The 22,060-nt window shown below is 42.1% G+C and carries 23 protein-coding genes; 12 read left to right on the top strand and 11 right to left on the bottom strand.

From position 1 onward, the window contains the following. Nucleotides 1-51 precede the first annotated feature (51 nt). On the bottom strand, nt 52-1,080 hold the full coding sequence (locus ACOYVE_RS02905; RefSeq protein WP_157867294.1) for a PorV/PorQ family protein: 1,029 nt from the start codon (nt 1,078-1,080) through the stop codon (nt 52-54). Between the two features lie 138 nt (nt 1,081-1,218). Continuing rightward, the gene (gene gpmA, locus ACOYVE_RS02910) at nt 1,219-1,965 is read right to left on the bottom strand and encodes a 2,3-diphosphoglycerate-dependent phosphoglycerate mutase (protein ID WP_014855364.1); all 747 of its coding nucleotides are present in this window, start codon (nt 1,963-1,965) and stop codon (nt 1,219-1,221) included. Nucleotides 1,966-2,074: 109 nt separating this feature from the next. Between gpmA and ACOYVE_RS02915 the strand changes: the two genes are divergently transcribed. Continuing rightward, nucleotides 2,075-2,530, top strand: a complete 456-nt coding sequence (locus ACOYVE_RS02915) for a TPM domain-containing protein (RefSeq protein ID WP_014855363.1) — start codon at nt 2,075-2,077, stop codon at nt 2,528-2,530. Nucleotides 2,531-2,593: 63 nt separating this feature from the next. Beyond that, complete coding sequence (locus tag ACOYVE_RS02920; RefSeq protein ID WP_422880723.1) at nt 2,594-3,553, top strand: MBL fold metallo-hydrolase; 960 nt, start codon at nt 2,594-2,596, stop codon at nt 3,551-3,553. Here the strand turns inward: ACOYVE_RS02920 and ACOYVE_RS02925 are convergent. Beyond that, a complete protein-coding gene (locus ACOYVE_RS02925; RefSeq protein WP_422880724.1) occupies nt 3,540-4,421 on the bottom strand; it encodes a DMT family transporter in 882 nt (293 codons plus the stop codon). The genes ACOYVE_RS02920 and ACOYVE_RS02925 overlap by 14 nt on opposite strands. 120 nt (nt 4,422-4,541) lie before the next feature. On the opposite strand from ACOYVE_RS02925, the gene ACOYVE_RS02930 reads away from it, so the two are divergent. The 6 genes from ACOYVE_RS02930 (at nt 4,542) to ACOYVE_RS02955 (ending at nt 9,295) form a co-directional block, all read left to right on the top strand. Next, on the top strand, nt 4,542-5,930 hold the full coding sequence (locus ACOYVE_RS02930) for an aminopeptidase P family protein (protein WP_422880725.1): 1,389 nt from the start codon (nt 4,542-4,544) through the stop codon (nt 5,928-5,930). 76 nt (nt 5,931-6,006) lie between these two features. Continuing rightward, a complete protein-coding gene (locus ACOYVE_RS02935) occupies nt 6,007-6,435 on the top strand; it encodes a CBS domain-containing protein (RefSeq protein WP_014855359.1) in 429 nt (142 codons plus the stop codon). Next, entirely contained in the window at nt 6,425-6,916 is a 492-nt protein-coding gene (locus ACOYVE_RS02940) for a DUF2721 domain-containing protein (RefSeq protein ID WP_422880726.1), read from the top strand. The genes ACOYVE_RS02935 and ACOYVE_RS02940 overlap by 11 nt, the downstream gene beginning before the upstream one ends. Then, complete coding sequence (gene aat / locus ACOYVE_RS02945) at nt 6,909-7,505, top strand: leucyl/phenylalanyl-tRNA--protein transferase (RefSeq protein WP_422880727.1); 597 nt, start codon at nt 6,909-6,911, stop codon at nt 7,503-7,505. Before ACOYVE_RS02940 ends, aat begins: the two co-directional genes overlap by 8 nt. 41 nt (nt 7,506-7,546) lie before the next feature. Next, on the top strand, nt 7,547-8,224 hold the full coding sequence (locus ACOYVE_RS02950) for a hypothetical protein (protein WP_422880728.1): 678 nt from the start codon (nt 7,547-7,549) through the stop codon (nt 8,222-8,224). Between the two features lie 78 nt (nt 8,225-8,302). After that, the gene (locus ACOYVE_RS02955) at nt 8,303-9,295 is read left to right on the top strand and encodes a class II fructose-bisphosphate aldolase (RefSeq protein WP_422880730.1); all 993 of its coding nucleotides are present in this window, start codon (nt 8,303-8,305) and stop codon (nt 9,293-9,295) included. Between the two features lie 70 nt (nt 9,296-9,365). Here ACOYVE_RS02955 and ACOYVE_RS02960 read toward each other — a convergent pair whose 3' ends face one another. From ACOYVE_RS02960 to ACOYVE_RS02970, 3 genes are read right to left on the bottom strand one after another with little or no spacing between them, the layout of a single operon-like run. Beyond that, the gene (locus tag ACOYVE_RS02960) at nt 9,366-9,779 is read right to left on the bottom strand and encodes a c-type cytochrome (protein WP_014855354.1); all 414 of its coding nucleotides are present in this window, start codon (nt 9,777-9,779) and stop codon (nt 9,366-9,368) included. 60 nt (nt 9,780-9,839) lie between these two features. Next, nucleotides 9,840-11,375: an N-acetylmuramoyl-L-alanine amidase gene (locus ACOYVE_RS02965; protein ID WP_014855353.1), complete on the bottom strand. Its 1,536-nt coding sequence runs from the start codon at nt 11,373-11,375 to the stop codon at nt 9,840-9,842. A gap of 9 nt (nt 11,376-11,384) precedes the next feature. Continuing rightward, on the bottom strand, nt 11,385-11,972 hold the full coding sequence (locus ACOYVE_RS02970; protein WP_014855352.1) for a methyltransferase family protein: 588 nt from the start codon (nt 11,970-11,972) through the stop codon (nt 11,385-11,387). A 204-nt stretch (nt 11,973-12,176) separates the two neighbouring features. Between ACOYVE_RS02970 and ACOYVE_RS02975 the strand changes: the two genes are divergently transcribed. The 3 genes from ACOYVE_RS02975 to ACOYVE_RS02985 are packed head-to-tail and all read left to right on the top strand — an operon-like array spanning nt 12,177 to nt 14,584. Beyond that, nucleotides 12,177-12,704 carry a hypothetical protein gene (locus ACOYVE_RS02975; protein ID WP_014855351.1) on the top strand — a complete coding sequence of 176 codons (528 nt, stop codon included), beginning with the start codon at nt 12,177-12,179 and terminating at the stop codon, nt 12,702-12,704. 4 nt (nt 12,705-12,708) lie between these two features. Further along, a complete protein-coding gene (locus ACOYVE_RS02980; RefSeq protein WP_014855350.1) occupies nt 12,709-13,341 on the top strand; it encodes a hypothetical protein in 633 nt (210 codons plus the stop codon). A gap of 10 nt (nt 13,342-13,351) precedes the next feature. Continuing rightward, nucleotides 13,352-14,584, top strand: coding sequence for a DUF4900 domain-containing protein (locus ACOYVE_RS02985; RefSeq protein ID WP_014855349.1), 1,233 nt, complete (start codon nt 13,352-13,354; stop codon nt 14,582-14,584). Here ACOYVE_RS02985 and ACOYVE_RS02990 read toward each other — a convergent pair whose 3' ends face one another. After that, complete coding sequence (locus ACOYVE_RS02990) at nt 14,585-15,487, bottom strand: TIGR01777 family oxidoreductase (RefSeq protein ID WP_014855348.1); 903 nt, start codon at nt 15,485-15,487, stop codon at nt 14,585-14,587. A gap of 67 nt (nt 15,488-15,554) precedes the next feature. Here ACOYVE_RS02990 and ACOYVE_RS02995 point away from each other — a divergent pair, with 67 nt between their 5' ends. Then, nucleotides 15,555-17,945: a DUF5686 and carboxypeptidase-like regulatory domain-containing protein gene (locus tag ACOYVE_RS02995; RefSeq protein WP_041355805.1), complete on the top strand. Its 2,391-nt coding sequence runs from the start codon at nt 15,555-15,557 to the stop codon at nt 17,943-17,945. A 6-nt stretch (nt 17,946-17,951) separates the two neighbouring features. Here ACOYVE_RS02995 and ACOYVE_RS03000 read toward each other — a convergent pair whose 3' ends face one another. The 4 genes from ACOYVE_RS03000 to ACOYVE_RS03015 all read right to left on the bottom strand — a co-directional run bounded on the left by ACOYVE_RS03000 (nt 17,952) and on the right by ACOYVE_RS03015 (nt 22,024). Then, entirely contained in the window at nt 17,952-19,490 is a 1,539-nt protein-coding gene (locus ACOYVE_RS03000) for a sensor histidine kinase (RefSeq protein WP_014855346.1), read from the bottom strand. Between the two features lie 195 nt (nt 19,491-19,685). Then, nucleotides 19,686-20,450 (bottom strand): LytR/AlgR family response regulator transcription factor, encoded by a 765-nt coding sequence (locus ACOYVE_RS03005; RefSeq protein WP_014855345.1) that lies wholly within the window; start codon nt 20,448-20,450, stop codon nt 19,686-19,688. Then, nucleotides 20,447-21,127, bottom strand: a complete 681-nt coding sequence (locus ACOYVE_RS03010; RefSeq protein WP_014855344.1) for a sensor histidine kinase — start codon at nt 21,125-21,127, stop codon at nt 20,447-20,449. Before ACOYVE_RS03010 ends, ACOYVE_RS03005 begins: the two co-directional genes overlap by 4 nt. Next, nucleotides 21,128-22,024, bottom strand: coding sequence for a DUF1684 domain-containing protein (locus tag ACOYVE_RS03015; RefSeq protein ID WP_422880733.1), 897 nt, complete (start codon nt 22,022-22,024; stop codon nt 21,128-21,130). Nucleotides 22,025-22,060 lie beyond the last annotated feature (36 nt).

The following is a 22,060-nucleotide window of genomic DNA, read 5'->3' on the forward strand; positions in this document are numbered from 1 at the left end:
AGGCGAGCGCCGTAGATTATTTTTGAAATTCCGGTGTCTGCAGCTATCGATTTATTCTTTGCGTTTGAACTGCAGATCTTCAAGCGTAAGAAGCAGCGAAATTCTGTGCGATTCTGGCAATGTTTCTTCCTGATTGCCGCTGACTCGGGAGTACGAATAATCGATAATCATTTTGGGTAATTTTATCCCCGCTCCGATTGTCAATTGCTTGACGTCCGAATAACCGATGCGCAATGCCGCAATGTTTTTGTATCGATATTCTATTCCGGTATGAAAATCGAAGCTGACCGGGCCGAGATTCAAATTCGAAGCAAATTTTCTGTTCTCGAATCGGGTGTCGATATCGATAGCCGGAGAAAGTACTCCGCCCCAGAAATCGATTAAATATGCGGCGCCTGTTTTCAAAGTCGGAGTAATTAATTCGTTTCTGCCGGTATCCCATGCGACCAGCGTTGTGGTAATATCCTGAAAATTTAGACCCAGAAGCAAAGAATTGAACGGACGGTAGAACGCGCCGATGTCAAAACCGATACCTGTCGCGCTGTATTCTGCAATGTCCCGCCGGATGATTTTCACGCTGGCTCCCCAATAAAAATTATCGGTTTGCCTCTTTGCAAACGTCAGGAAAAACGCCCAGTCTGTATTGTTGAATTCCGTTATTTTCGAGTAATCGAACCGGTCGGTGTGTATGTCTATAATTCCGTCTCCGTTCGAGTCGTAAAGGGCGTTTCTGGTGTCCGGTATTCCGTCGATGCTTAGTCTTATAACGCTGAAACCGAGGCTCATCTCTTTATCGTAAGGGATTGCAACCGCAGCGTAGTTGTAGTTAACGAGACTGCCGAAATGTTCCTCATGCATCAGAGCCGCCTGGGGATAATCGATATGCGCCAACGCCGCAGGGTTCCAATATCCCGCCGTTACGTCGTTTACTATAGCTGTCTGAGCTCCGCCCATTCCCGAAGCTCTTCCGCCGACTCCGATGGCGAGAAATTCGCCGCCGTATTTTCCGATAACCGTTTGGGATAAAAGCGGAACGGAAGAAATAAGGAGTAAGACCGACGCGATTAATGCCTTTTTCATTTTAGTCTCCATGATGGTTTACCGTAACAAATTGACCCGATCTTCTCCTCGATTTTTTAATGAAAAATCCGGGTCTTTTTAGCAGACCCGAATTTTTCAAACAATAATAAAATATATCTGATTGGAATGCAAATCCGGTTATTTCTTTTCGGTTTGTTTTGCAACCGCATTGATTGCGGCTTTGATCGCTTCCTGATCGCCGAGATAATAATGTTTAATCGGTTTCAGGTCCTCGTCGAGTTCATAAACCAAAGGCACGCCGGTAGGAATATTCAGATTTACGATTTCTTCTTCCGACATATTGTCGAGATATTTTACGAGGGCGCGTAAACTGTTGCCGTGCGCGGCAATGATAACTTTCTTTCCGCTTTTGATTGTCGGGGCAATCGTTTCGTGCCAGTAGGGCAAAAAGCGTTCCACGGTCGATTTCAGACTTTCGGTTAAAGGAATGTCTTTTTTGTCGAGGTCTTTATAGCGTGGATCTTTACCGGGATAACGAGGGTCGTTTTCGTCCAAAGCCGGAGGGGGAACGTCGTAGCTCCTGCGCCACAGTTTAACCTGTTCGTCTCCGTACTTTTCGGCGGTTTCGGCTTTGTTCAAACCTTGAAGCGCTCCGTAATGGCGTTCGTTCAATCGCCATGACTTTATGACCGGAATCCACAATAAATCCATCTCTTCCTGCGCAATGTAGAGAGTTTTGATCGCTCTTTTAAGTACGGAAGTAAATGCGATGTCGAACGTGTAACCTTCTTCCTTCATTACTTTGCCTGCCTGGCGCGCTTCTTCGATTCCTTTTTCGGATAAATCGACATCAGTCCAGCCGGTGAACAGATTCAATTTGTTCCACTCGCTTTCTCCGTGTCGTAATAAAACTACCTTATACATAATTACCTCGATTTGTTAATAAAATCAGGTGCAAATATAATAATTTTTGGAATTACGGGTTTATTTTAATGGTTGTAACATTTATCTTTGTCGTAAACATCGGGCGAATATGAAAAGAAAACTGATATATCATTACTTTACGGACGACGATTTCCTCCGCTTTTCAAGGGCGATTGAAGAAGCCGAAAAATCGACATCAGGCGAAATCCGTCTGGCTATCAAAGGCGAACTGCAGTTTTTCGATTCGCTTAAGGACATACGACAGTTGGCGGAAGACGAATTCAAAAGACTCAACATGCAAAATACGAGGGACAGGACAGGAATTCTGATTTATCTACTTTTACCCAGAAGAATGTTCTATATTTTTGCCGACGAAGGAATTAATTCGAAAGTCAGTCAATCTACATGGGACGAAATAAGAGACAAAATGCAATCCGAATTCATGAACGGAAAATATTCCGACGGCATTCTAAAGGGAATCGAACTCGTGGGCAAAACGCTTTCCGAAAATTTTCCGATTAAAGCAGACGATACCAATGAACTGTCGAACAAAATCATTACATGATTTAGTGAATTATTTCCGGAGCAACGTTGTTATTTCAGATATGCGTAATACAATTAGAGTTCTATGTCTGTAAACAGAAGAAATTTTTTAAATAAACTTTCTTTGATTGCCGCGGGAACGGTTTTTTCGTTTTTGTACGGCGGCAAGGATACGAAAGCCGGAACCCGTCTCGAGTTAAAATACAAACCGGAACCCGCTAACTGGGATAACAGCGATATTACATTGTCGTGGGTAGGACATTCTACGGTTTTAATAAATTTTATGGGAAAATGGATTTTAACCGATCCGGTTTTATTCGAGCGAGTGGGCGTATATCTTTTCGGCACGAGTTACGGACCTTCGAGAATTTCTCCGCCTGCGCTCCACAGAAATGAAATGCCGCGTCCCGACATCATCCTTATTTCGCACGCCCATATGGATCACATGGATTATCCGACTCTTAAGTTTTTTGCGAAAAAATATCCGGGCAAGATAGACGTAATTACGTCGTATTTAACGGGCGACGTTATTGAAGATTTACCGTGGAAATCTCTCAATATTATGGATTGGGGAGACGAACTGAATCTGGACGGTATTAATTTCAGAGCTTTAGAAGTAAAACATTTCGGATGGCGTTTCCCGTGGGAAAAAGACCGTTCGCGGGGTTTTTTCAAAGACGGAAGAAGCTACAACGCTTACTTGATTGAATACAAGAACAAAAAAATAGTCTTCGGCGGGGATACAGCAATGACCGATAAATTCGATGCGCTGAAAAATGAAAATGTGGACATTGCAATCATGCCGATAGGAGCTTATAATCCGTGGCGAAGAAGCCATTGCAATCCGGAAGAAGCTTTGCTAATGGCCGCGCGAATGAATGCTAAATATTTTGTTCCGATACATACGAAAACATTCAGACAGGGAAGCGAGCCGGTCGACGAGCCGATCGAATGGCTGCAAAAATCCGCGCCCAAATATCCGGTTGAATTAGCGCTCTACGAGATCGGACAGACTTTCTCTCTTAAAGGAATCAGCTACGGATAGAATCGTTCAACCTTTGTATTATTATTCCGCTTACTATCAGAATTAGTCCCGCAATTGACGACATCAAAAGCTTCTCGCCCAATATTAACCAGATAAACAGAAGAGAAATAAACGGCGAAAGATATGCAAGAGTCGCCGTGCGGGCTTTGTTGTCGCTGAGACGGAGCGCATTCAGCCACAATATAAAAGTTATTCCCATTTCGAAAAATCCGATATAAACCGCTCCGAGTAAATACTTGTACGAGGAAATCGCAAACGATCCGAACGCGGCGAGATAAATGAACGTATAAATTGTGCCGAAGAAAAAGGAGCCTAATAATTTCTCGTCTTCTTTGCGGCTGTCGAGCAGATTGAAAGTCCAGAACAATCCCCACAACAAAGAACTGCCCAATGCGAGACTTACTCCGAAAAGATTATGAAAATGGAGCGATAAAATATTTCCGCGCGTGGCAATTACTATGACTCCCGTAAATGCCATGATCAATCCGAGTATTATTCTGAAATTTATTTTGTTCTTCAGAAAAATTACCGCAAAGATTGAAATAATTATAGGCCATGTATAATTAAGAGGTTGCGCTTCCTGAGCCGGCAAGAGAGAATACGCTTTGAATAAAACAAGGTAATAAAGAAATGGGTTGAGAAATCCCAGCGCTATGTTGTTCTTGATATATTTTTTTGAAAAGAGCGTTTCGCCGATACTCTTTCTTCTTATGAAAATCAGTGACGCGAATATCAATGTGCTTGTTAACGACGAATAAAATAAAAGTTGTGTATAATTCATTCCTTCGAGAGTTAGTTTGAACGCAGTGGCAACCGTAGACCATAAAAAAACCGCGCTCAATGCATATCGTAATCCGCTTTTTTTCATTTTTCAATTTCTATTATTTTATGGCTCTGAAAATAGAAAAACTTATTCTATTTTTTTAGTTTGTTATCAAAAAAATGTCGGTTATCTTAAAGTCCGAATAGAAAACAAAAAGGTGAACCAATGTTCGAAAAAGAAATTTATATCAAAAGAAGAAACTCGCTTAAAAAGAAGATTAAAGAAGGGATAATATTATTTCTCGGAAACGGCGAATCTCCGATGAATTACACCGACAATACGTATCGTTTCAGACAGGACAGCACGTTCCTTTATTATTTCGGAATCGACGAGCCGAATTTTGCCGGCGTAATCGACATCGACGAAAATAAAGAAATTCTTTTCGGCAACGATTTTGATATCGACGATATTGTATGGATGGGACCGCAGAAATCCGTCAAACAAAAAGCCCGGCTATCGGGTATCGAAAACTCCGCGCAGCTTTCGAATTTACAACCGTATTTGATTGATAATATTAAAAAAGGCAGGAAGATACATTTCATTCCTCAATACCGGCACGAAAATATGCTCAAGCTCCAAATATTGCTTGGGATCGACGCTCTGCGCATTAATGAATATGCTTCGCAAGTTCTCATACATGCGGTTGCCGATCAACGCGCCGTTAAATCGAAAGAAGAGGTCGAGCAAATCGAAAAAGCTCTTGAGATTTCATACGAAATGCATACGAGCGCAATTAAGATGGCTAAACCCGGCGTTATCGAAAAAGAAATTGCGGGTTACGTGGAAGGGCTTGCTTATTCGATGGGAAGAGGATTGTCTTTTCCCGTTATTCTGTCGAAGCATGGCGAGACTCTCCATAATCACTCGCACAATAACGTTCTGAGAAAGGGCGACCTTGTGGTGCACGACAGCGGCGCCGAAAGTATGGAGCATTATGCCAGCGATATAACCAGAACTTTTCCCGTCGGCGGTAAATTTTCCGAAAGACAAAAGGAAATCTACAATATTGTGCTTTCGGCTCAACTCGAAGCCATTAAATTTATCAAACCGGGCAGGAGTTACAGACAGGTGCATCTGAAAGCCGCCTCGGTCATTGCCGAAGGTCTCAAATCCACAGGATTGATGAAAGGAGATGTTAAAGAAGCGGTAAGAAACGGCGCTCATGCGCTCTTTTTCCCGCACGGTTTGGGGCATCTGCTCGGTCTGGATGTTCACGACCTTGAAAATTTCGGGGAAGGCAATTTCGGTTACGACGATAAGATCAAAAGAAGCTCTCAGTTCGGTCTTAAATCTCTCAGGTACGCCAAAGCCCTTGCGCCTGGAATTGTAATTACCGTTGAGCCCGGTATCTATTTCATACCTCAGTTGATCGATAAATGGAAAGCGGAAAAGAAGTTCAGGGAATTTATTAATTATGATAAAGTCGATAAATATAAAGACTTCGGAGGCGTCAGAATCGAAGACGACGTGCTCGTAACAAAGAACGGCTCGCGCGTTCTCGGCAAAAAAATTCCCAAAACAATCGAAGAACTGGAAGCCCTTTCTTCGGCATAAATTTATTTTTTCGCTTGCATATAAAGGGTTTCATTGCGTAGTTTAAATAGGACATTAAGGCTTAATAGGAGGGGTTATGAAGACAATCAAAGAATTGCTTCAAAATAGAAACATCTATACGGTTAAAACCGGAACATCGGTTGCCGACGCCGTCAGTTTTATGGCGGAGCATAATATCGGACTTGTGCCCGTTTTGGACGACGAAGGTAAACTCGTAGGCGTGTTTTCGGAAAGGGACCTCGTTAAAAGAGTGATTGCAAAAGGGCTAAATATCAATTCGACTAAAATCGACGATGTCATGACCAGAGAACTTGTTCTGGCTGATATAAACGAGTCGCATCAGGAATGTCTAAAAAAAATGAAAGACAAAGGCACACGGCACTTACTGATTATCGAGAACGGGAAGTTGGCGGGAATCCTGGCTATGAGAGATTTGCTAGAGTTCGATCTTACAGTGCAAAAAGAAACGATCGAAGTGCTTCACAATTATATATATGCAAAATAAATTTTTATTCGATATAAACGCGCAAAACCTGATTCAGCTTATGCTGGCGCCTGCCGTGATGATAAGCGCCTGCGGATTGCTGCTGCTGGGAATTAACAACCGCTATTCGCTTGTCGTCAACCGCATCAGGCTTCTCAATGAAGAAAAAAGAAGATTATTTGTTAAAGTGGGCGACAAACCCCTATCGACAACGGAGAATTTGCGCTTGGAAAGCATAGCCAGACAAATTGAGCTCCTTGTTTATCGAGTGCGTCTGATAAGAAATTCCGCGCTCAGTTATGTGGCGGCCGTGGCGCTTTTTGTTTTGACGTCGTTGCTGCTCGGGTTCGGTTACCTGCTTTCGATCGACTATCTGAATTTTCCGATTGTGATTGCATTTTTATTGGGTATGATTCTCGTTCTTACAGGGGCGCTTTTTGCGGGCTTTGAATCTAAAAAAGGATACGATATTATTAAATTCGAAGTCGATGTAGATGACTGAAAACAAACAACCGTACGACGACCTCTTACTTCCCAATAACATGATCCGGCTTTATGCCAGGGGCGCTTTCCCGATGGCGGAGCCTACGGGCGAAATTAATTGGTATTTGCCCGAAATCAGAACCATCATTCCGCTCGATAATTATAACGTGCCCCGTTCGCTCAGAAAGTTTATGGAGACTGCCGATTTCCAATATCGTTTCGATACGGCGGTAATGGAAGTTGTTCGTCAATGCGCCAAGCGTCCTTCCACATGGATTTCAGAAAGATTGATCGAAGCTTACGAAGGACTGTATCAATCGGGATTCCTTCATTCGGTCGAAGTGTGGCAGAGCAATAAATTGGTCGGAGGACTTTACGGCGTTGCTTACAAAGGCGCTTTCTTCGGCGAGTCGATGTTTTCCGCCGTTTCACAAGCTTCGAAATGCGCTCTTGTAAAGTTGATCGAAAGGCTGAATGAAAGGGGATTCGTATTGCTCGACGTTCAATACGAGAACGAACATCTTAAAATGTTCGGAACCGTTCAAATTAATTACGAAGATTTTCATAACCTGCTCAATCGCGCTTATAAAAAGAATGTTGTCTTCTAAATGCGTATATTGAGCGGCAAATTTATTCAACAGGGGCGATAATGGTAAAGAAAATATTTGTTTTAATTGTATTGGCGGCGACATGCGCTTACGGACAAAGCCTTGGCGGTTCTCTTATGCTGGGTTTTCCTCAGGGTGAATTTAAAGATAACGTAAACCGCGCCGGTTACGGAATCCAGTTTCAGGGACAATTGTGGGAAACTACGCGTGAAATGCCGTATACTTTCGGACTCAGTTTCAGTTACATGGTCTATGGCGAGGTCTCCGAAACGAGACCGTTTCCCGGATTTCCTGAAGTTTATCTGGATGTAAACAGAATGAACAATATGGCTAATGCTCATTTTCTGTTTTACCTGTCGCCTTTCGAAGGAGCATTTAGACCTTATCTTGAAGGCTTGTTTGGAGGCTCTTACCTGTTCACCACTTCCGAGGTCAAGAGCCGGCATTCCGACGAACCGTTTGCGGAAGATACGAATTATGACGATTTCAATTGGAGTTACGGCGGCGGATTTGGAACTCAGTTTTTGCTGACCGAAAATTTGCCGGGAATTAATTCGCTATTTCTTGACGTTAAGTTCAGGTATCTCTACGGCACCGAAGCCGAATATCTTACGGAAGAAGACATCGAAATTGTTTCGATGACGCAAGTTCGCTATAATGTGCGTCGTTCCAGAACCGACGTATTGACCTTCGGGATCGGGGTCGTCGTAAATTTTTAGCCGATTCTTTATTTAGTACTTAGATTTTTATATAATTGCTAAGTTAATATTTACAAACTAATATAAAATGGTGACGTTATGATATCCTACAAGGAATTGGGTCTGGTAAATTCCAGGGAACTTTTCAAAAAAGCCGTCGATGGCGGTTATGCAATTCCCGCCTTCAATTTTAATAATCTCGAACAATTGCAGGCAATAGTAAGCGCATGCGTGGAAACCAAATCGCCCGTTATTCTTCAGGTCTCGAGCGGAGCGCGTAAATACGCCAATCAAACTTTGCTGAAAAATCTGGCAAAAGGCGCGGTGGAATACGCGGAGGAATTGGGATATAAGATCCCGATCGTTCTGCATCTCGATCACGGCGATACTTTTGAACTCTGCAAATCGTGTATCGAAATGGGTTTTTCGTCGGTAATGATCGACGGTTCGCACCATCCTTATGAAAAGAACGTGGAGTTGACCGCACAGGTTGTTGAATATGCCCATAAATACGACGTTACGGTCGAAGGCGAACTCGGCGTTTTGGCCGGTATCGAAGACGACGTTCAAAGCGACGTAACGCATTATACAAAACCGGAAGAGGTTGAAGATTTTGTCAAAAAGACCGGCGTCGACTCGCTTGCAATTTCAATCGGAACTTCGCACGGAGCAAATAAATTCAAACCCGAGCAATGCACCCGAAACGAAGACGGAATTCTAATTCCTCCTCCGTTAAGATTCGACATCCTCGAAGAAATCGAGAAAAGAATTCCCGGATTTCCGATAGTTCTTCACGGCGCTTCTTCGGTGCCGCCGGAATTGGTAAAAATTATTAATAGCAACGGCGGACGCCTGAAAGACGCCGTCGGTATTCCGGAAGACCAGCTCAGAAGAGCGGCGCGCTCGGCTGTCTGCAAAATCAATATCGATTCGGACGGACGACTGGCAATGACCGCGGCAATCAGAAAGTATCTCAATGAGCATCCGGAAGAATTCGACCCGCGTAAATATCTCGGTCCGGCTCGCGAAGCTTTGAAACAACTCTACAAACATAAAATCGTGAACGTGCTGGGCAGCAACGATAAAGCATAATTTCTTATTTAAAAGAGGCTGTCATATATCGACGGCCTCTTTTAATATTCCTTCCTTCTCCATCCGAATTCTATTTTTCCAGCAAAAAGTCAGCTATTTTGCCGAGGTCTTTTACGTCCATGTTATTGTAGGCGGGCATAACTATATTTTTATATTTTATTTTATACTCTTTAAATCGCTCGTCGCCGCTGTAGGAAGACGGATTCCGCAAATAATTTATCAACCCGTCTCTTGTCCAATGATCTTTAATGTTTGTCAAAGCAGGGGCTATCTTTGTGCCTTCGAGGTTTTGTCCGTGGCAGGAGACGCAGCCGGTTTGTCGTATTAACGACATTGCATCCAATTCCTGGTTCGATTGCATCGTTTTTTCAGCGTAGGTTTCCGGCAGCGAGAAAGTTTCTTCTTTTTGAGTGATTCTGCCCAGAATGAAGAGCGCCAGGAAAATTCCCAGAAAAGCAGTAAGCCATTTCTGTGCATTAGTCATTTTATATTCCTTTCGTGAATTTTGAATGTAAAGTTATTATTACACCGATTATAAAACAAATTAATTCGATATTATTTCTTTATGATAATATTCTTTGTATTTAATTACCGCATTCAGGATCGATTCCGCAATTTCTATTTGTCCTTGCCTGCTTTTCAAATAAGCTTCGTCGTTTCGGTTAGAAAGGTAACCCGTTTCAATCAGAACGGAAGGCATCGAGGCGCCTACAAGTACGTAGAAACCCGCTTGTTTGACTCCTTTAGCGGGAATTTTAACTTTTCTTTTCCATTCATCGTTCAAAATTTCGGCAAATTTCTCGGAATAACGCATGTACTGCGAATGAGCCATGCTTACGAGAATAAAATTTTCGTCAGTCAGCTCTTTATACCTGTCCGGGTTATCCTCGTAAGCGATTACGCTGTTTTCGAATTCTGCGATTGCTATTGCGTCTTGAGTTTTGCCCGGTCTCAAAAGATAAACTTCGAAACCGCGTTGCGAGCTTTTTTTCTTGGGCATCGAATTACAATGTATCGATATGAATAATTTACCGTTGGCTTCGTTCGCAATCTTTCCCCTTTTGTAGAGTTCCACAAAGCGATCGTCTTTACGCGTATAAACGACATTTACGCCGGGCAATGATTTCTCAATCAGTTTCCCGAGTTCCAATGCAATTTTAAGATTGATGTCTTTCTCTTTTACGCCGGAAATACCGATGGCGCCGGGATCTTTACCGCCGTGACCGGCGTCGATTACGATCGTATCGAATATCCATTTTTCCAAAGGCGGATTCTTTTCAGCGGTGAACATTTTGCTGTGAACTGTAACAATCAGTTCGCCGTTTGAAGCGTCTCGTATTATTTCGGCGCCCGAATAATCGCCGGTTAGTCCGAATTCCAGCTGTTTGCTTCTGGGAGTGATATTTACCAGTTTTATCGACTTGATAAATCCTTTCGGGATGAAACGGTCGACTAATTCGGGACTGATTTTTTCGGAAGAGAAAAAGAGGAAGAGTTTATTGTCTTTAATCGAAAATCTCGGAGTGATAACGCGATCCGAAATTTTAAGTCTTATCAAAGTGCCGTTTGCTTTTTCTTCTATAGTTAGACTTTGAACGTCGTAGAGATTATTCGCTGCGGGAAGGTTGTTCCGGGGCGCATGTCCTTTCGATAAAATTAAATGTCTGCGCGATGGAATGAACGTAATGCCGTAGCCCGAAGCCCTCTCGAGATAGTCGGTCGTATACGACAACGGAAAGAAGAGATCGTCCTTTATCAAAAGCGTGGAGACGGGCAGCTGATAAACTTCTTGCGCTCCGGTATTCTTGTCCGTAACAACAATAAACTGACTTTTGGCGGTAAGTTTAATTTTATAATAGTCGTACTTAAGTTCGATTTTTTGTGTCTTGTCGGTATAATAAATTCCTGCCGACGTCAACGATGCAAATTCGGTCGCCGATACGTAAACGTTTCCTTTTTTTGTTACGAATGAAAGACGCGCCGATGTATCCGGCAGCTCCACCGACAATTGATATAACCGCTGACCCGGAATCGTTAATGCGAGCAATAAAAATAATGAAAGGGAATAAATAAATTTCATAATTAAAGATTACCTGATAAAGGGTATCATAAATGGAGTCGATTTTTTGTAATTGAGATACTCTTCTCCGAAGCGCTTTTCGAGAAGTTTGTCTTCCAGTCCGGCTCTCAAGACAAACAGGGGCAATTCGAGCAACAGCGCTATCGGCACAATTAAAAAACTTCCCAGAGCCAATCCGGCGCCGAGGTCGCTCAATATCTGGCTGAGATATTGAGGATGACGAATAAATTTATAGGGACCTTTAGTGACCAGTTGGTGATTCTTCAGAATTGCAATGTCCTGCGTGTAATAGTCTCCTAGAGTTTTATAAGATTTAATCTGCAGCCATGAGAAAACGACATAAAGCAGCAGTCCTATCGTTCTGATATAGAGATATTTCTCGTCGGCATAATCATTCAATATTCCCACGCCGAAAAACGATAGGATAATCAACACAAAAACCAATGCGGATACATTGGGCGGAATCTTTTGCAGATACGTTACGGGCAGTTCGGTTGCCTTTGTTATCGAAGTCTTTAATCCCTTGCGCGCGCCGCCCCAATTTGCGCTCGTCGATACAATTAAATTTATTAATACCAATATGGAGATGGCATCCATTATGAAACCCGCAAAATATTTTATTTATAATATAATAACTTTGTGATATAAATCTCTATTAATAGTTGCCTGTGCAAATTTTACATGTTAAATTTACACATGCCGGGAGGAATTAAATAAATTGAGGTTCTTTTCGATAATTAAAATAATAGCACGGAATTTGAAGCTTATAAATCGTGTATCAGCTTTTCGGAAGGGTATTAGATGAATACCGGGCAAATGCTAATTACAATCGGAGCTATATTTCTGTTGACCACAGTTATATTAAATGTCAACAGAGGTTTGATGACGACAACGACCGTAATGTACGACAGTCGTTATCATATTATGGGCATATCGCTGGCTACGTCGGTGATAGAAAGAGCTACCGGACTGGCGTTTGATAACGAGAGCGACACGACCGATATAACTTCGCTTTCTCAATTGACTTTGCCCGCAAATCTCGGCATCGAAAGCGGGGAGTCGGTCAATAATCCCGCCGCTTTTAACGATTTCGATGATTTCAATTGTTACCGCACGATTCCGAAAGCCGACACTATCAGACTGGAAGGAACGAATAATCTTTTGATTTACAAAACACTCTGTCAGGTCGATTATGTGGAACCCGACAATCCCGAACAGGTTTCTTCCAACAGAACATGGCACAAAAGGATAATAGTCCGGGTTTTCAGCGACAGCATGGCGGATACCGTATCGATGTCGACTGTATTCAGTTACTGGTATTTCAGGTGAAGCAATGGGATTTAGCACATTATTAGACATATTGGGTTCAACAATAGTAGGCGGCATGCTTCTGTTGATACTCTTCAGAATGAACGATGCAGCCGTGGAAAATAATTACAATTTCAGCGGCGAAAAAATTGTACAACAAAATCTGACGGAAGTGGTAAGACTGCTCGAATACGACTTCAGAAAAATCGGGTATTGCAAAGATTGGAAACAAATACCCGACCCTACAAAAGCAATCTTATATGCGGATTCCAATGGCATAAAATTTTTAACGGATATAGTCACAACAGCCGATCCCCTCGGAGACGGAGTGCCCGATGTAATTTATTACTATGTCAATCCGGGAGATACATTAACGTCGCAAACTCCCAATCCGAATGATGTTATACTTTACAGAGTTGTAAACAACGAAACGCCCAAAGGCGCCAACCTCGGAATCACTAAATTCAAGCTAACATATTTTGACGCGCTCGGAAACGAAATTACAAGTTTTCCGCCTGCTCCGCCTTTGGGTATCGCTACAATCCAGATTGATATAGCAGTCGAAAATCCGTATGCATACGGCAATGATTATTCTTTCGACAAAAGAGTCATTTGGCGTCAGATAAGATTGGCGGCAAGAAATTTGGGCAACAGGTAAAAGGAGTTAAATGGGCGGCAAAGCTGCAATATTGTTGGTGCTCGGATTCAGTTTGGTTTTTATGGTCGCCGGTAGCAATTTCAACCGGATGTCAATCGATACGGTCGACAATATGGCCGCTTACTTTTACGAAACCAAAGCTCACCATATAGCTTCCGCAGGCGTAAATATTGTGGCAAACAAAGTGTTCCTTAATAATGATTTGCCCGACGGTAATTTTAATTACAATTTCGACGGCGGTACTATTAACGCTACTCTGCTTACAATCGATGCGGCGCAGGATTTAAGAGAAATTACCGCAGTTGCGAATTATAGAGGCGTCACATCGACAATTAGGATTTTATTAAAACCGAGCAGTTTTTCGAAGTATGCATATTTTTCAGATTCTGAAGGGGCGAATATTTGGTGGACCACAAGAGATACGGTTTGGGGTCCTTTCCACACAAACGGACAATTGCGAGTTGCCGACGAACCTGTGTTTTACGGTAAAGTGACTATTGACGGAAAAGTGGTGAGTTACTCTAACCGCGCTAATCCTCATTTTTACGGCGGACTCGAAACGGGAGTACATAAAGATATTCCGGAAGACGGCGTTGCCAGAGTGGGAGCCGCCGCAGCTGCAGGCGGAAAAGTAATAAGCGGCGAAAACAAGGTTTATCTAGAATTCAGAGGAGACAGCGTCAGGTATCGTTTCAGCACAAGCTCTCCATGGAATTATGAACTCGCTTCTGCTTTCGCTCCGAACGGAGTAATTTACGTCGAAAATGCGGAGCTTCATGTAAGCGGCGCGGTTAAAGGTCAGTATACAGTGGGCGTCAGCGGCACCGGAAGCGACAGAGGGAAAATATTTTTGGAAGACGATATTGTGTGTTTTGATAATCCGGAAACTAATCCTAATTCGAATGACGTTATCGGATTGGTAGCCAAAAGAGACGTCGTAATTGCCAATAATACGCCGAACAGCAACGACATTGTAATACAAGCGGCAATTTACTCCGAAAGAGGCTCCTTTACCGTGGAAGATTATCAACACGGATCTCCTCGCGGCACAATAAAATTATACGGGGGAATTACTCAGTATACAAGAGGTCCCGTCGGACAGTTTACTACCGATTGGTGGGGAAATACGTATATAAGGAGCGGATATAATAAAAGATACAGATACGACGACCGGTTGATGTTGCTAAGTCCTCCCGCTTTTCCCGGCACCGGCGGATTCGAAATAGTATCCTGGTTCGAATAATCATTTTAACAGGTTTTCCAGCGCTTGCCTTATATCGCTGTATTCGAAATCATAACCTTCGGAAATAATTCTTGCGGGTTTAACCGCGGCTCCGTTCAATATTATTTCGGAAGCTTCTCCCAACAATGCTCGTATCAAAAATTCCGGAATACGGAAAATAACGGGTCTCCTCAAAATTTCGCCGGCTGTTTTAATCAGGTCTTCGATTCTGATTGTATGCGGACTGACGGCGTTAAAAATTCCCTCCGATTTTTTTTGGATTAAAAAATCGATCATTCGTACGGCGTCATCAATATGTATCCACGGGAAATACTGTTTGCCTGAACCTGGCACGGCGCCTGCAAAATATTTTATCGGTTTGATTATTTTGGGCAAAGCGCCTCCTTCCGTACTTAATACGGCTCCGAATCTCAAACATGCCGTACGAACACCCAATTGTTCGGCGGCTAATGCGGATTTTTCCCATTCCGCAGTCAATTCCGCCAGAAAACCGTTTCCACGGGGCGAATTTTCATCGACGGGATTTGGCGGGTTACCGTAATATCCTACGGCTGAAGCCGATATAAAATAGGAAGGCTTAACCGTAAGCGACTCGAAATATTCAACTAAATTTTGCGTAAGGTTGACGCGGCTTTCGCGTATTGCCTTTCGGGTCTCGGAGTTCCACCTGCCCGAAGCTAAATTCTTTCCCGCAAGATTTATTACCGCTTCCGAACCTTCTAGCGATTTTATCCATTCGCCCGGCTCGCGGTAATTCCAGATTATGTACTCAATATTTTCTATCTTGTCTTCCGGTATATTCCTGGTCAATACGATTACTTTATATCCTTCGTTTTTTAGAAAATGCGCCAGGGCTTTCCCGATTAATCCGGCGCCCCCGGTAATGACCGCTTTGCCTTTCATAATTTCGTACCTTTGTATATTTTAATAACAACGCTATTTTACTATTTAAGATATGAAACGCGAGGGTATGATAAAATTATTTTTTTTGGCTCTGCTGATAATTCCGGTGAGTTTATATTCCCAACAATTCAATATCGCCGGTAAAATAACGGACGAGGAAGGCAATGCGCTGCCGTATGCCAATTTAAGAATCGAAGGCGCCATGAAAGGCGCTTCGGCTAATAAAGAAGGGGTCTATTTTTTAAAACTCGAAAAAGGCAAATACAATTTTATCGTTTCGTTTATAGGTTATAAATCGGACACTGCTTTCGTTGAATTGAATAAAGATACAACCGTTAATTTCAAGTTAAACAGAACTTCGGTTGTCTTGGAGCAGGTAACGGTTTTGCCCGGTGAAAATCCCGCCGAAGTATTGATGGCTAAGGCTGTCGATTACAAAAAAGTCAGAAACAGTAAGCTCAATGAATATGAATATCATGCGTTTACGAAAATACTGATTAAAACTAATCAGGAAATCGAAGCGACGGATAAAAGCCTGGAAATTAGTACGGACAATGATTCCGACGATGTAAAGATTACGGGGATAATCGAAAACGAAAGCAAAGGATATTTTCGTAAACCGGACAATTTCAAGGAAATTATCTTAGCCAGGAAACAAACCGCAAATACTCCGGCCGATATAAATATTATTACGGGCGGAAGATTGTTGAAAGACTTCTACAGCGAGGAGATCGATTTTTTTAATCGCCCGCTCAAAAGTCCGGTAGCCGACGACGCTCTCGACTATTATTATTTTATGATTACCGACACGCTAACAAGAGACGACAAAGCGATATTCAAAGTAATTTTTGAACCGAGGGATACGACCGATAAAGGTTTTGTCGGAACGCTCTATATTGCCGACAAGTCCTTTGCTTTGGCTGGACTTGACGTGCACGTAAACCAACCTGGACTGCCGGGCGGATTTCTCGACAGCATTTCGGTATCGCAGCAATTCTATCCTTACGGCGAGGTTTATATGCCGGCGGATTATCGCTTGTCTGTAAGCGGGAATTTATTCGGCGCGATTAAATTCGCTTTCGACGTAAATACAATATTCTTTGATTATCGAATTAACGACAGCCTAGATACCGAATTCGATTATGCCGCAATAAAAGTGTTGCCGGAAGCCGACGTCAGGGATTCCTCCTATTGGCTTTCCGTTCAAACCATACCGTACTCTTTCCAGGAACTGCAGGCGTACAGAAGAATCGACAGTCTGAACGCCATCGAAAAAACTTTTTGGGATAAATTTTCTTTGCTGTCGCCGCGTCTGGAAATATCGAAAAATTTGAGCGTAAACGGCCCTCTGACTTTATACAGCTTCAACAAAGTATCGGGGCATCTGATAAGTTTTAATGTTATGTCGGAAAACGCTTTGAACAGAAGACTTAACTCAGAATTCGAAATTTCTTACGGTTTTAACGATAAAAAAACTAACGCCGGAATTTCGACGGTATATAAATTCGGCGTCTACAGAACGGGATTTGTCAAACTCAATCTATATGATAAATTATATGAGCTTTTCGGCGACGCAATTTCATACAGCAAATTTACGTCTACATTCTCGAGTCTCTTTTATAAGTATGATTTTATGGATTACTATTATTCCAGAGGAACGGAATTGTATCTAGGCGGAGAGATTCTGCCGTTTTTGAACGTCAACGGAGGGATTATACTTCGCAAGGATAAAAGCGCTACGAATAATTCCGATTTTTCCTTTTTTTATCGCGATAGAAAATTCAGCGCGAACAAGCAAATCTACGACGGAAACATAAACGGACTTTATCTTGGACTCGATTTCGATTTCAGAAAATACATAGAAGACGGTTATGTCAGAAGGCGAATAAACGGCGAAAACGGTTATATAATGTTAAGCGGAGAAGTATTCCACAGCAATAAAGATTTGCTCAAGAGTTCGCTGGAATTTAATACCTACAGAGTTACTTTGAAAGGAGGAGTGGGAACTTTCGGAGCCGCCGAATTTCAGTTTGTTGCCGAGGCTTTTTCGTCCGACGGAGCTGTCCCTGTTCAAATGTTGCATGCGCTTTCCGGCAACATCAATTCAGCGGGTAAATCATTCTCGTTTAGAACAATCAGGCCGAGCGAAGTCTACGGCGACAAATGCCTGGCAATCTATACCGAACACGATTTTAAAGACGAGCTGTTCGATTTGATCCCTTTTATGAAAAATTCGAAATTGATTTTTACGGTACACATGAATGCGGCGTTGATTGACCTGTCTGAAAAGAGCGGAAATATTGTAACAGCTCAACCAAAATTGTTTACAAAACCGTTCGTTGAAGCCGGATTCGGAATCGGTCATCTTATGAGCCCTTTTGTTCTGGAATTTACCTGGAAATTAAATCATTCGGACGGAAACAACTTTGTTATAGGATTGAATTCTTTTATATTCTGATAATATCTATGCTTTGTCGAAAACGACTCTAAAAACGGCGCCTTTGTTTTTCTCGCTTTCAACTTCGATTAAGGCATCGTTCAAATCGCAATGTTTTTTAACTACCGCAAGTCCCAGGCCGGTGCCCTCGAACATTCGGGAATAACTGTTGTCTTCCTGCGAAAAAGTCGAAAACAAATAAGGTATATATTCTTTTTTAATTCCCACGCCTGTGTCTTTGACTTCGACGATAACTTTGCCGGATTTCTCCGTTATTAATACAACCGCATCGCCGTGCGAGGTGTACTTAATGGCGTTGTCGATCAATTGCGTGAATATTTGAATGCAACTGTATTTGTCGGCGTATACTACCGGCGAGTCGGATCGGTTGATGACGGTTAGCTCAATGTTTTTCCTTCGCGCTGCGTTAATATATTTGTCGTATACTTCATTGATCACCTTGTGTAAATCGACTTTCTCCGGATTTATTTCGAAATCGTTTGCCGCCAGTTGCGACATTTCGAGTATCAGCTCGATGGTGCGTTGTATTCTGAACGTTTCGGTCTCGATGATCGCCGCGCTTTCGATTATCTCGCTGTGTACGTAGACGTTGGCTAAATCGGATTTAAGAATTTGAATGAGATTCAAAATAACGTTGATAGGCGTGCGTATTTCATGAGAAATTGTGGCGAGGAATTCGGTTTTTAATTTTTCCAAATTCCTTTTTTGCGCTTCTGTTTCCAGCAAACTTAATTCGGCTTCTTTTTGTTTCGTAATGTCGTATAAACTGCCTTCAAAGAAGATAAGATTTCCGTTGTCGTCTTTTACTGCGCTGAGTGTTTCTCTAAAATGCAATATCTTGCCTTCTTTGCTAATACAAGCTGTCGCAATGTTTTTTACGGTTCCTTTGGCGGCGGCTTCTTCTTTGTATTTCCTGCGTTCGTCATAGTTAAGAAAAGTATTCCTTTCGAAATTGCGTTTGTCAATAGCTTCTTCCGACTTGTAACCCAGAATTTCTCTCAAGCTTTCGTTAATCGAAATTAATTTACCGTCGGGCGACATTCTGTAACAACCGACTTTAACCTCATTATAAATATCGGTTAATTGCTTGTCTTTTGCGCGAACGTCTTGGTGCGCTTTTTTTATGTCGGTTATATCGCGGTTGCTGATATATCTTCCGATGTATTTATTGTCGTCGTCGTAAACTGCCTGACAATTGTGTGCAATCCATCTTGTTTGTCCGCTTTTGGTAATTATTCTGAATTCTTCTGAACAGAAAATTTTTCCTCTTAATACATCGCGCGTGTGAGAAATAAATCGGCTTTTGTCTTCCGGAGCGATTATCTTGATTAATAACGATTGGTCGGAAAAGAATTCCTCTTTGGAATAGCCCGTAATGTAACGGCAGGAGGGCGAGCTGTAAATTAGCTTATTGTGAGGATCCAGCCAGTAAATCCAATCGATTGAAAATTCCGTAATGATTTTGAAGAGGTTTTCGGGATCTATATGGTCGTGCGGAAAAACCGATTCGTCATAAATGGTTTTATTAGTATTAATTGAATCCAATGCTTATGCCCTTTCATCTATATGCTTTCGGCTGGGATTTGTTTGACTTTAAAATTAAGTGGAATCGAAATGTTGTTGTTCCATTAATTCTTTTCGATTCCACTTCTCAGAGGGTGCACAACAAAAATATACTTAAAATCGGGAGGAAATAAGAGTTCGTAGACGAACGATAAAATAAATCGACTAACGATAATTTTAGACCGAAAATAGTTTTATTTTTTTTACGGAACGCTGGCTGACGTCGAATTCTTTGTCGCCTCCCTTTAATTTAATTGTATATCTGTTACTGCTGCTTTTTCTGAGCGATTCTACAAAATCGATGTTGACTATCGTTTGGCGGTGTATTCTAACAAATTTATTCTGCGGCAATTGAGCTTCCCAGTCTTTCATCGATTTGCGCATTAAAAATGTTCTGCCGTCGCCGATATATACTTTGGTGTAATCTTTCATGCTTATAATGCAGGCAATATCCTGAACTTTATAAAAACCGGGATGCTTTCTGTCGTTTATGAAAATATAATCTTTCATCGTAAGCAATTCGCCGGATTCTTCTCCGTTGTCGATTATTCTGCCGGGCAGTTTTAAGAATTTATTTCTTTTGTCGAGTTGAGCTTTAATCGAGTTCAGAAGCTCCGTATACGTAAATGGTTTGGGAATATAGTCGTCGGCGCCGAGTTCCATGCCTTTGCGAACGTCGACGCGCTCTCCTTTGGCCGTCAGAAAAATAAATACGGGTGGTTCTATATCGTCGATTTTTTTGATGCTCGACAAAATTTTATAACCGCTTAAATCGGGCAGCATTATGTCGCATAAAATTATATCGGGTTGTACCTTGAATAAAGTTTTCAAACCGTCGGAGCCGTTATAAGCGCAAAAAGTTTCATATCCGAATTCTTTCAACAGCAATACGATGTTCTCGGCGAGATCTTTGTTGTCTTCTATAATTAATACCTTTTTCATAATAAAATCACCTTGAATTCCGTTCCTTTGTTAACTTTGCTGTCTATTTCGATTTCGGCTCTTAAAATGCCGGCTAATTGCCTTACAATCGAAAGTCCGAGTCCGGCTCCTTCAATCTCGCCGGCGTTTTCGCACCTGTAAAACGGATCGAATATTTTGTCGGTTTCGGAGGACGGAATCCCAATCCCTTCGTCTTTTACCGACAGGACGACATTATTGCCTCGCATGTAAGCCGCAATTTTTATTTGACCTCCTTCGGGAGAATACTTTATCGCATTTGCCAGAAGATTCAGCAAGATTTCTTTTAATATAAATTCGTCAGTATTAACCGTCTCGGCATTATTTTCAATTACAACGTTTATTAGATGTTTGTCGGACGCATCCGTTATGACGCTCTCGATGATATCGTTTATCAACTGGCGCAAGTAAACTTTCTTTTTAATTACGTCAACTTTGTTCGTCTCGGATTTATAGAGCAAAGTGGATTGGTCTATAATCTTTCTTAATTCACTCAGTCCTTTTCTAACTTTGTTTAATATTTGCAGCTGGCGCGCTTTGTTGCCTTTCTGAATGTACAACTCGAGCAGATCTATCGAACTCTGAACCGTAGACAATGGCGTTCTCAATTGATGCGTAACCATCTCGATGAAATTATTTTTTGAATTCCTCTTGCTCATTTAATGATGAAGCTCCCCGTAGTTTTTTTCGCCGGCAGTAATTCTCAGATTCAAATAATTTTGCTTCGGCGGTAGAGGACATGTAGCGTATCGGGTAAACGCGCAGGGCGGATTGTAAGCCATATTAAAATCGATTATTACCGTTCCCGTAGAATCGGGTTTGTCGGCGTAAAGGAATCTGCCCGCTCCGTAAGTTTCTATTCCGCTTGTTTTGTCTGCAAAGACAATGAAAAGTCGATTCCCCGCGTCAATAGCGTCTAACCTGTAAGCGTTTCCCTCTTTTTCGAATACCAGCGCGCCCGGAGACACTTCTTCTTCCGTTGTGCCTATAATTGTCGGTATATTGATTTTCTTAGGCGGGTTATATGGCTCGAAACGGGCTTCGATTCTCCAATCGCTGTTGACCGGATAAGTTTCTATTCCTTCGAAGTCCCTCAGCAACGGGCTTTCGAGGTCTCTCAATCTTATGCCGTATAGATTGCCGCGTTTTATCACGAACCATTTAAATCGTCCGGACTGTAAAACCGTAGCGCTGTCATCCATATCGCTGTGCATTAATTTTTCTTTAACGGGAATTCCGTTTTCATATACCTCGATGTTATCGTTTATCTTTACGGTAACCGTGGAGTCGCTCAGTACAAAATATCCGATAAAACCGGGCGCTTCGGGCGGAAAAACAATATCGTTCGACGGATCGCTGCCGAAACTGTTTTTGCCTTCTTTGAGCCAGTAGAGTCCCGCTAAGTTTAGCCATCCGTTTTCTTTTTTCAGATTTTCAATTCGTTTATTGCGCCACTCCTTGATTCGGTCGATATATTCCGGCGCGCCTTTTTCCTTTAAACTGTCCGTGCAGTTGAACAGCATAAATGAAAATAGTATGAGAAAGTAACGTTTCATAAAAAATGTTCCCTAGTTATTTGCTCAAAATAAAAA

The sequence above is a fragment of the Melioribacter sp. genome, assembly GCF_049325435.1.
In the GTDB taxonomy this organism is placed as follows: Bacteria; Bacteroidota; Ignavibacteria; order Ignavibacteriales; family Melioribacteraceae; genus Melioribacter; species Melioribacter roseus.

What these genes read in the sequence shown, in the direction of transcription:
- ACOYVE_RS02905 (WP_157867294.1), bottom strand. Translation starts at nt 1,080, where the DNA reads ATGAAAAAGGCATTAATCGCGTCGGTCTTACTCCTTATTTCTTCCGTT.
- gpmA (WP_014855364.1), bottom strand. Translation starts at nt 1,965, where the DNA reads ATGTATAAGGTAGTTTTATTACGACACGGAGAAAGCGAGTGGAACAAA.
- ACOYVE_RS02915 (WP_014855363.1), top strand. Translation starts at nt 2,075, where the DNA reads ATGAAAAGAAAACTGATATATCATTACTTTACGGACGACGATTTCCTC.
- ACOYVE_RS02920 (WP_422880723.1), top strand. Translation starts at nt 2,594, where the DNA reads ATGTCTGTAAACAGAAGAAATTTTTTAAATAAACTTTCTTTGATTGCC.
- ACOYVE_RS02925 (WP_422880724.1), bottom strand. Translation starts at nt 4,421, where the DNA reads ATGAAAAAAAGCGGATTACGATATGCATTGAGCGCGGTTTTTTTATGG.
- ACOYVE_RS02930 (WP_422880725.1), top strand. Translation starts at nt 4,542, where the DNA reads ATGTTCGAAAAAGAAATTTATATCAAAAGAAGAAACTCGCTTAAAAAG.
- ACOYVE_RS02935 (WP_014855359.1), top strand. Translation starts at nt 6,007, where the DNA reads ATGAAGACAATCAAAGAATTGCTTCAAAATAGAAACATCTATACGGTT.
- ACOYVE_RS02940 (WP_422880726.1), top strand. Translation starts at nt 6,425, where the DNA reads ATGCAAAATAAATTTTTATTCGATATAAACGCGCAAAACCTGATTCAG.
- aat (WP_422880727.1), top strand. Translation starts at nt 6,909, where the DNA reads ATGACTGAAAACAAACAACCGTACGACGACCTCTTACTTCCCAATAAC.
- ACOYVE_RS02950 (WP_422880728.1), top strand. Translation starts at nt 7,547, where the DNA reads ATGGTAAAGAAAATATTTGTTTTAATTGTATTGGCGGCGACATGCGCT.
- ACOYVE_RS02955 (WP_422880730.1), top strand. Translation starts at nt 8,303, where the DNA reads ATGATATCCTACAAGGAATTGGGTCTGGTAAATTCCAGGGAACTTTTC.
- ACOYVE_RS02960 (WP_014855354.1), bottom strand. Translation starts at nt 9,779, where the DNA reads ATGACTAATGCACAGAAATGGCTTACTGCTTTTCTGGGAATTTTCCTG.
- ACOYVE_RS02965 (WP_014855353.1), bottom strand. Translation starts at nt 11,375, where the DNA reads ATGAAATTTATTTATTCCCTTTCATTATTTTTATTGCTCGCATTAACG.
- ACOYVE_RS02970 (WP_014855352.1), bottom strand. Translation starts at nt 11,972, where the DNA reads ATGGATGCCATCTCCATATTGGTATTAATAAATTTAATTGTATCGACG.
- ACOYVE_RS02975 (WP_014855351.1), top strand. Translation starts at nt 12,177, where the DNA reads ATGAATACCGGGCAAATGCTAATTACAATCGGAGCTATATTTCTGTTG.
- ACOYVE_RS02980 (WP_014855350.1), top strand. Translation starts at nt 12,709, where the DNA reads ATGGGATTTAGCACATTATTAGACATATTGGGTTCAACAATAGTAGGC.
- ACOYVE_RS02985 (WP_014855349.1), top strand. Translation starts at nt 13,352, where the DNA reads ATGGGCGGCAAAGCTGCAATATTGTTGGTGCTCGGATTCAGTTTGGTT.
- ACOYVE_RS02990 (WP_014855348.1), bottom strand. Translation starts at nt 15,487, where the DNA reads ATGAAAGGCAAAGCGGTCATTACCGGGGGCGCCGGATTAATCGGGAAA.
- ACOYVE_RS02995 (WP_041355805.1), top strand. Translation starts at nt 15,555, where the DNA reads ATGATAAAATTATTTTTTTTGGCTCTGCTGATAATTCCGGTGAGTTTA.
- ACOYVE_RS03005 (WP_014855345.1), bottom strand. Translation starts at nt 20,450, where the DNA reads ATGAAAAAGGTATTAATTATAGAAGACAACAAAGATCTCGCCGAGAAC.
- ACOYVE_RS03010 (WP_014855344.1), bottom strand. Translation starts at nt 21,127, where the DNA reads ATGAGCAAGAGGAATTCAAAAAATAATTTCATCGAGATGGTTACGCAT.
- ACOYVE_RS03015 (WP_422880733.1), bottom strand. Translation starts at nt 22,024, where the DNA reads ATGAAACGTTACTTTCTCATACTATTTTCATTTATGCTGTTCAACTGC.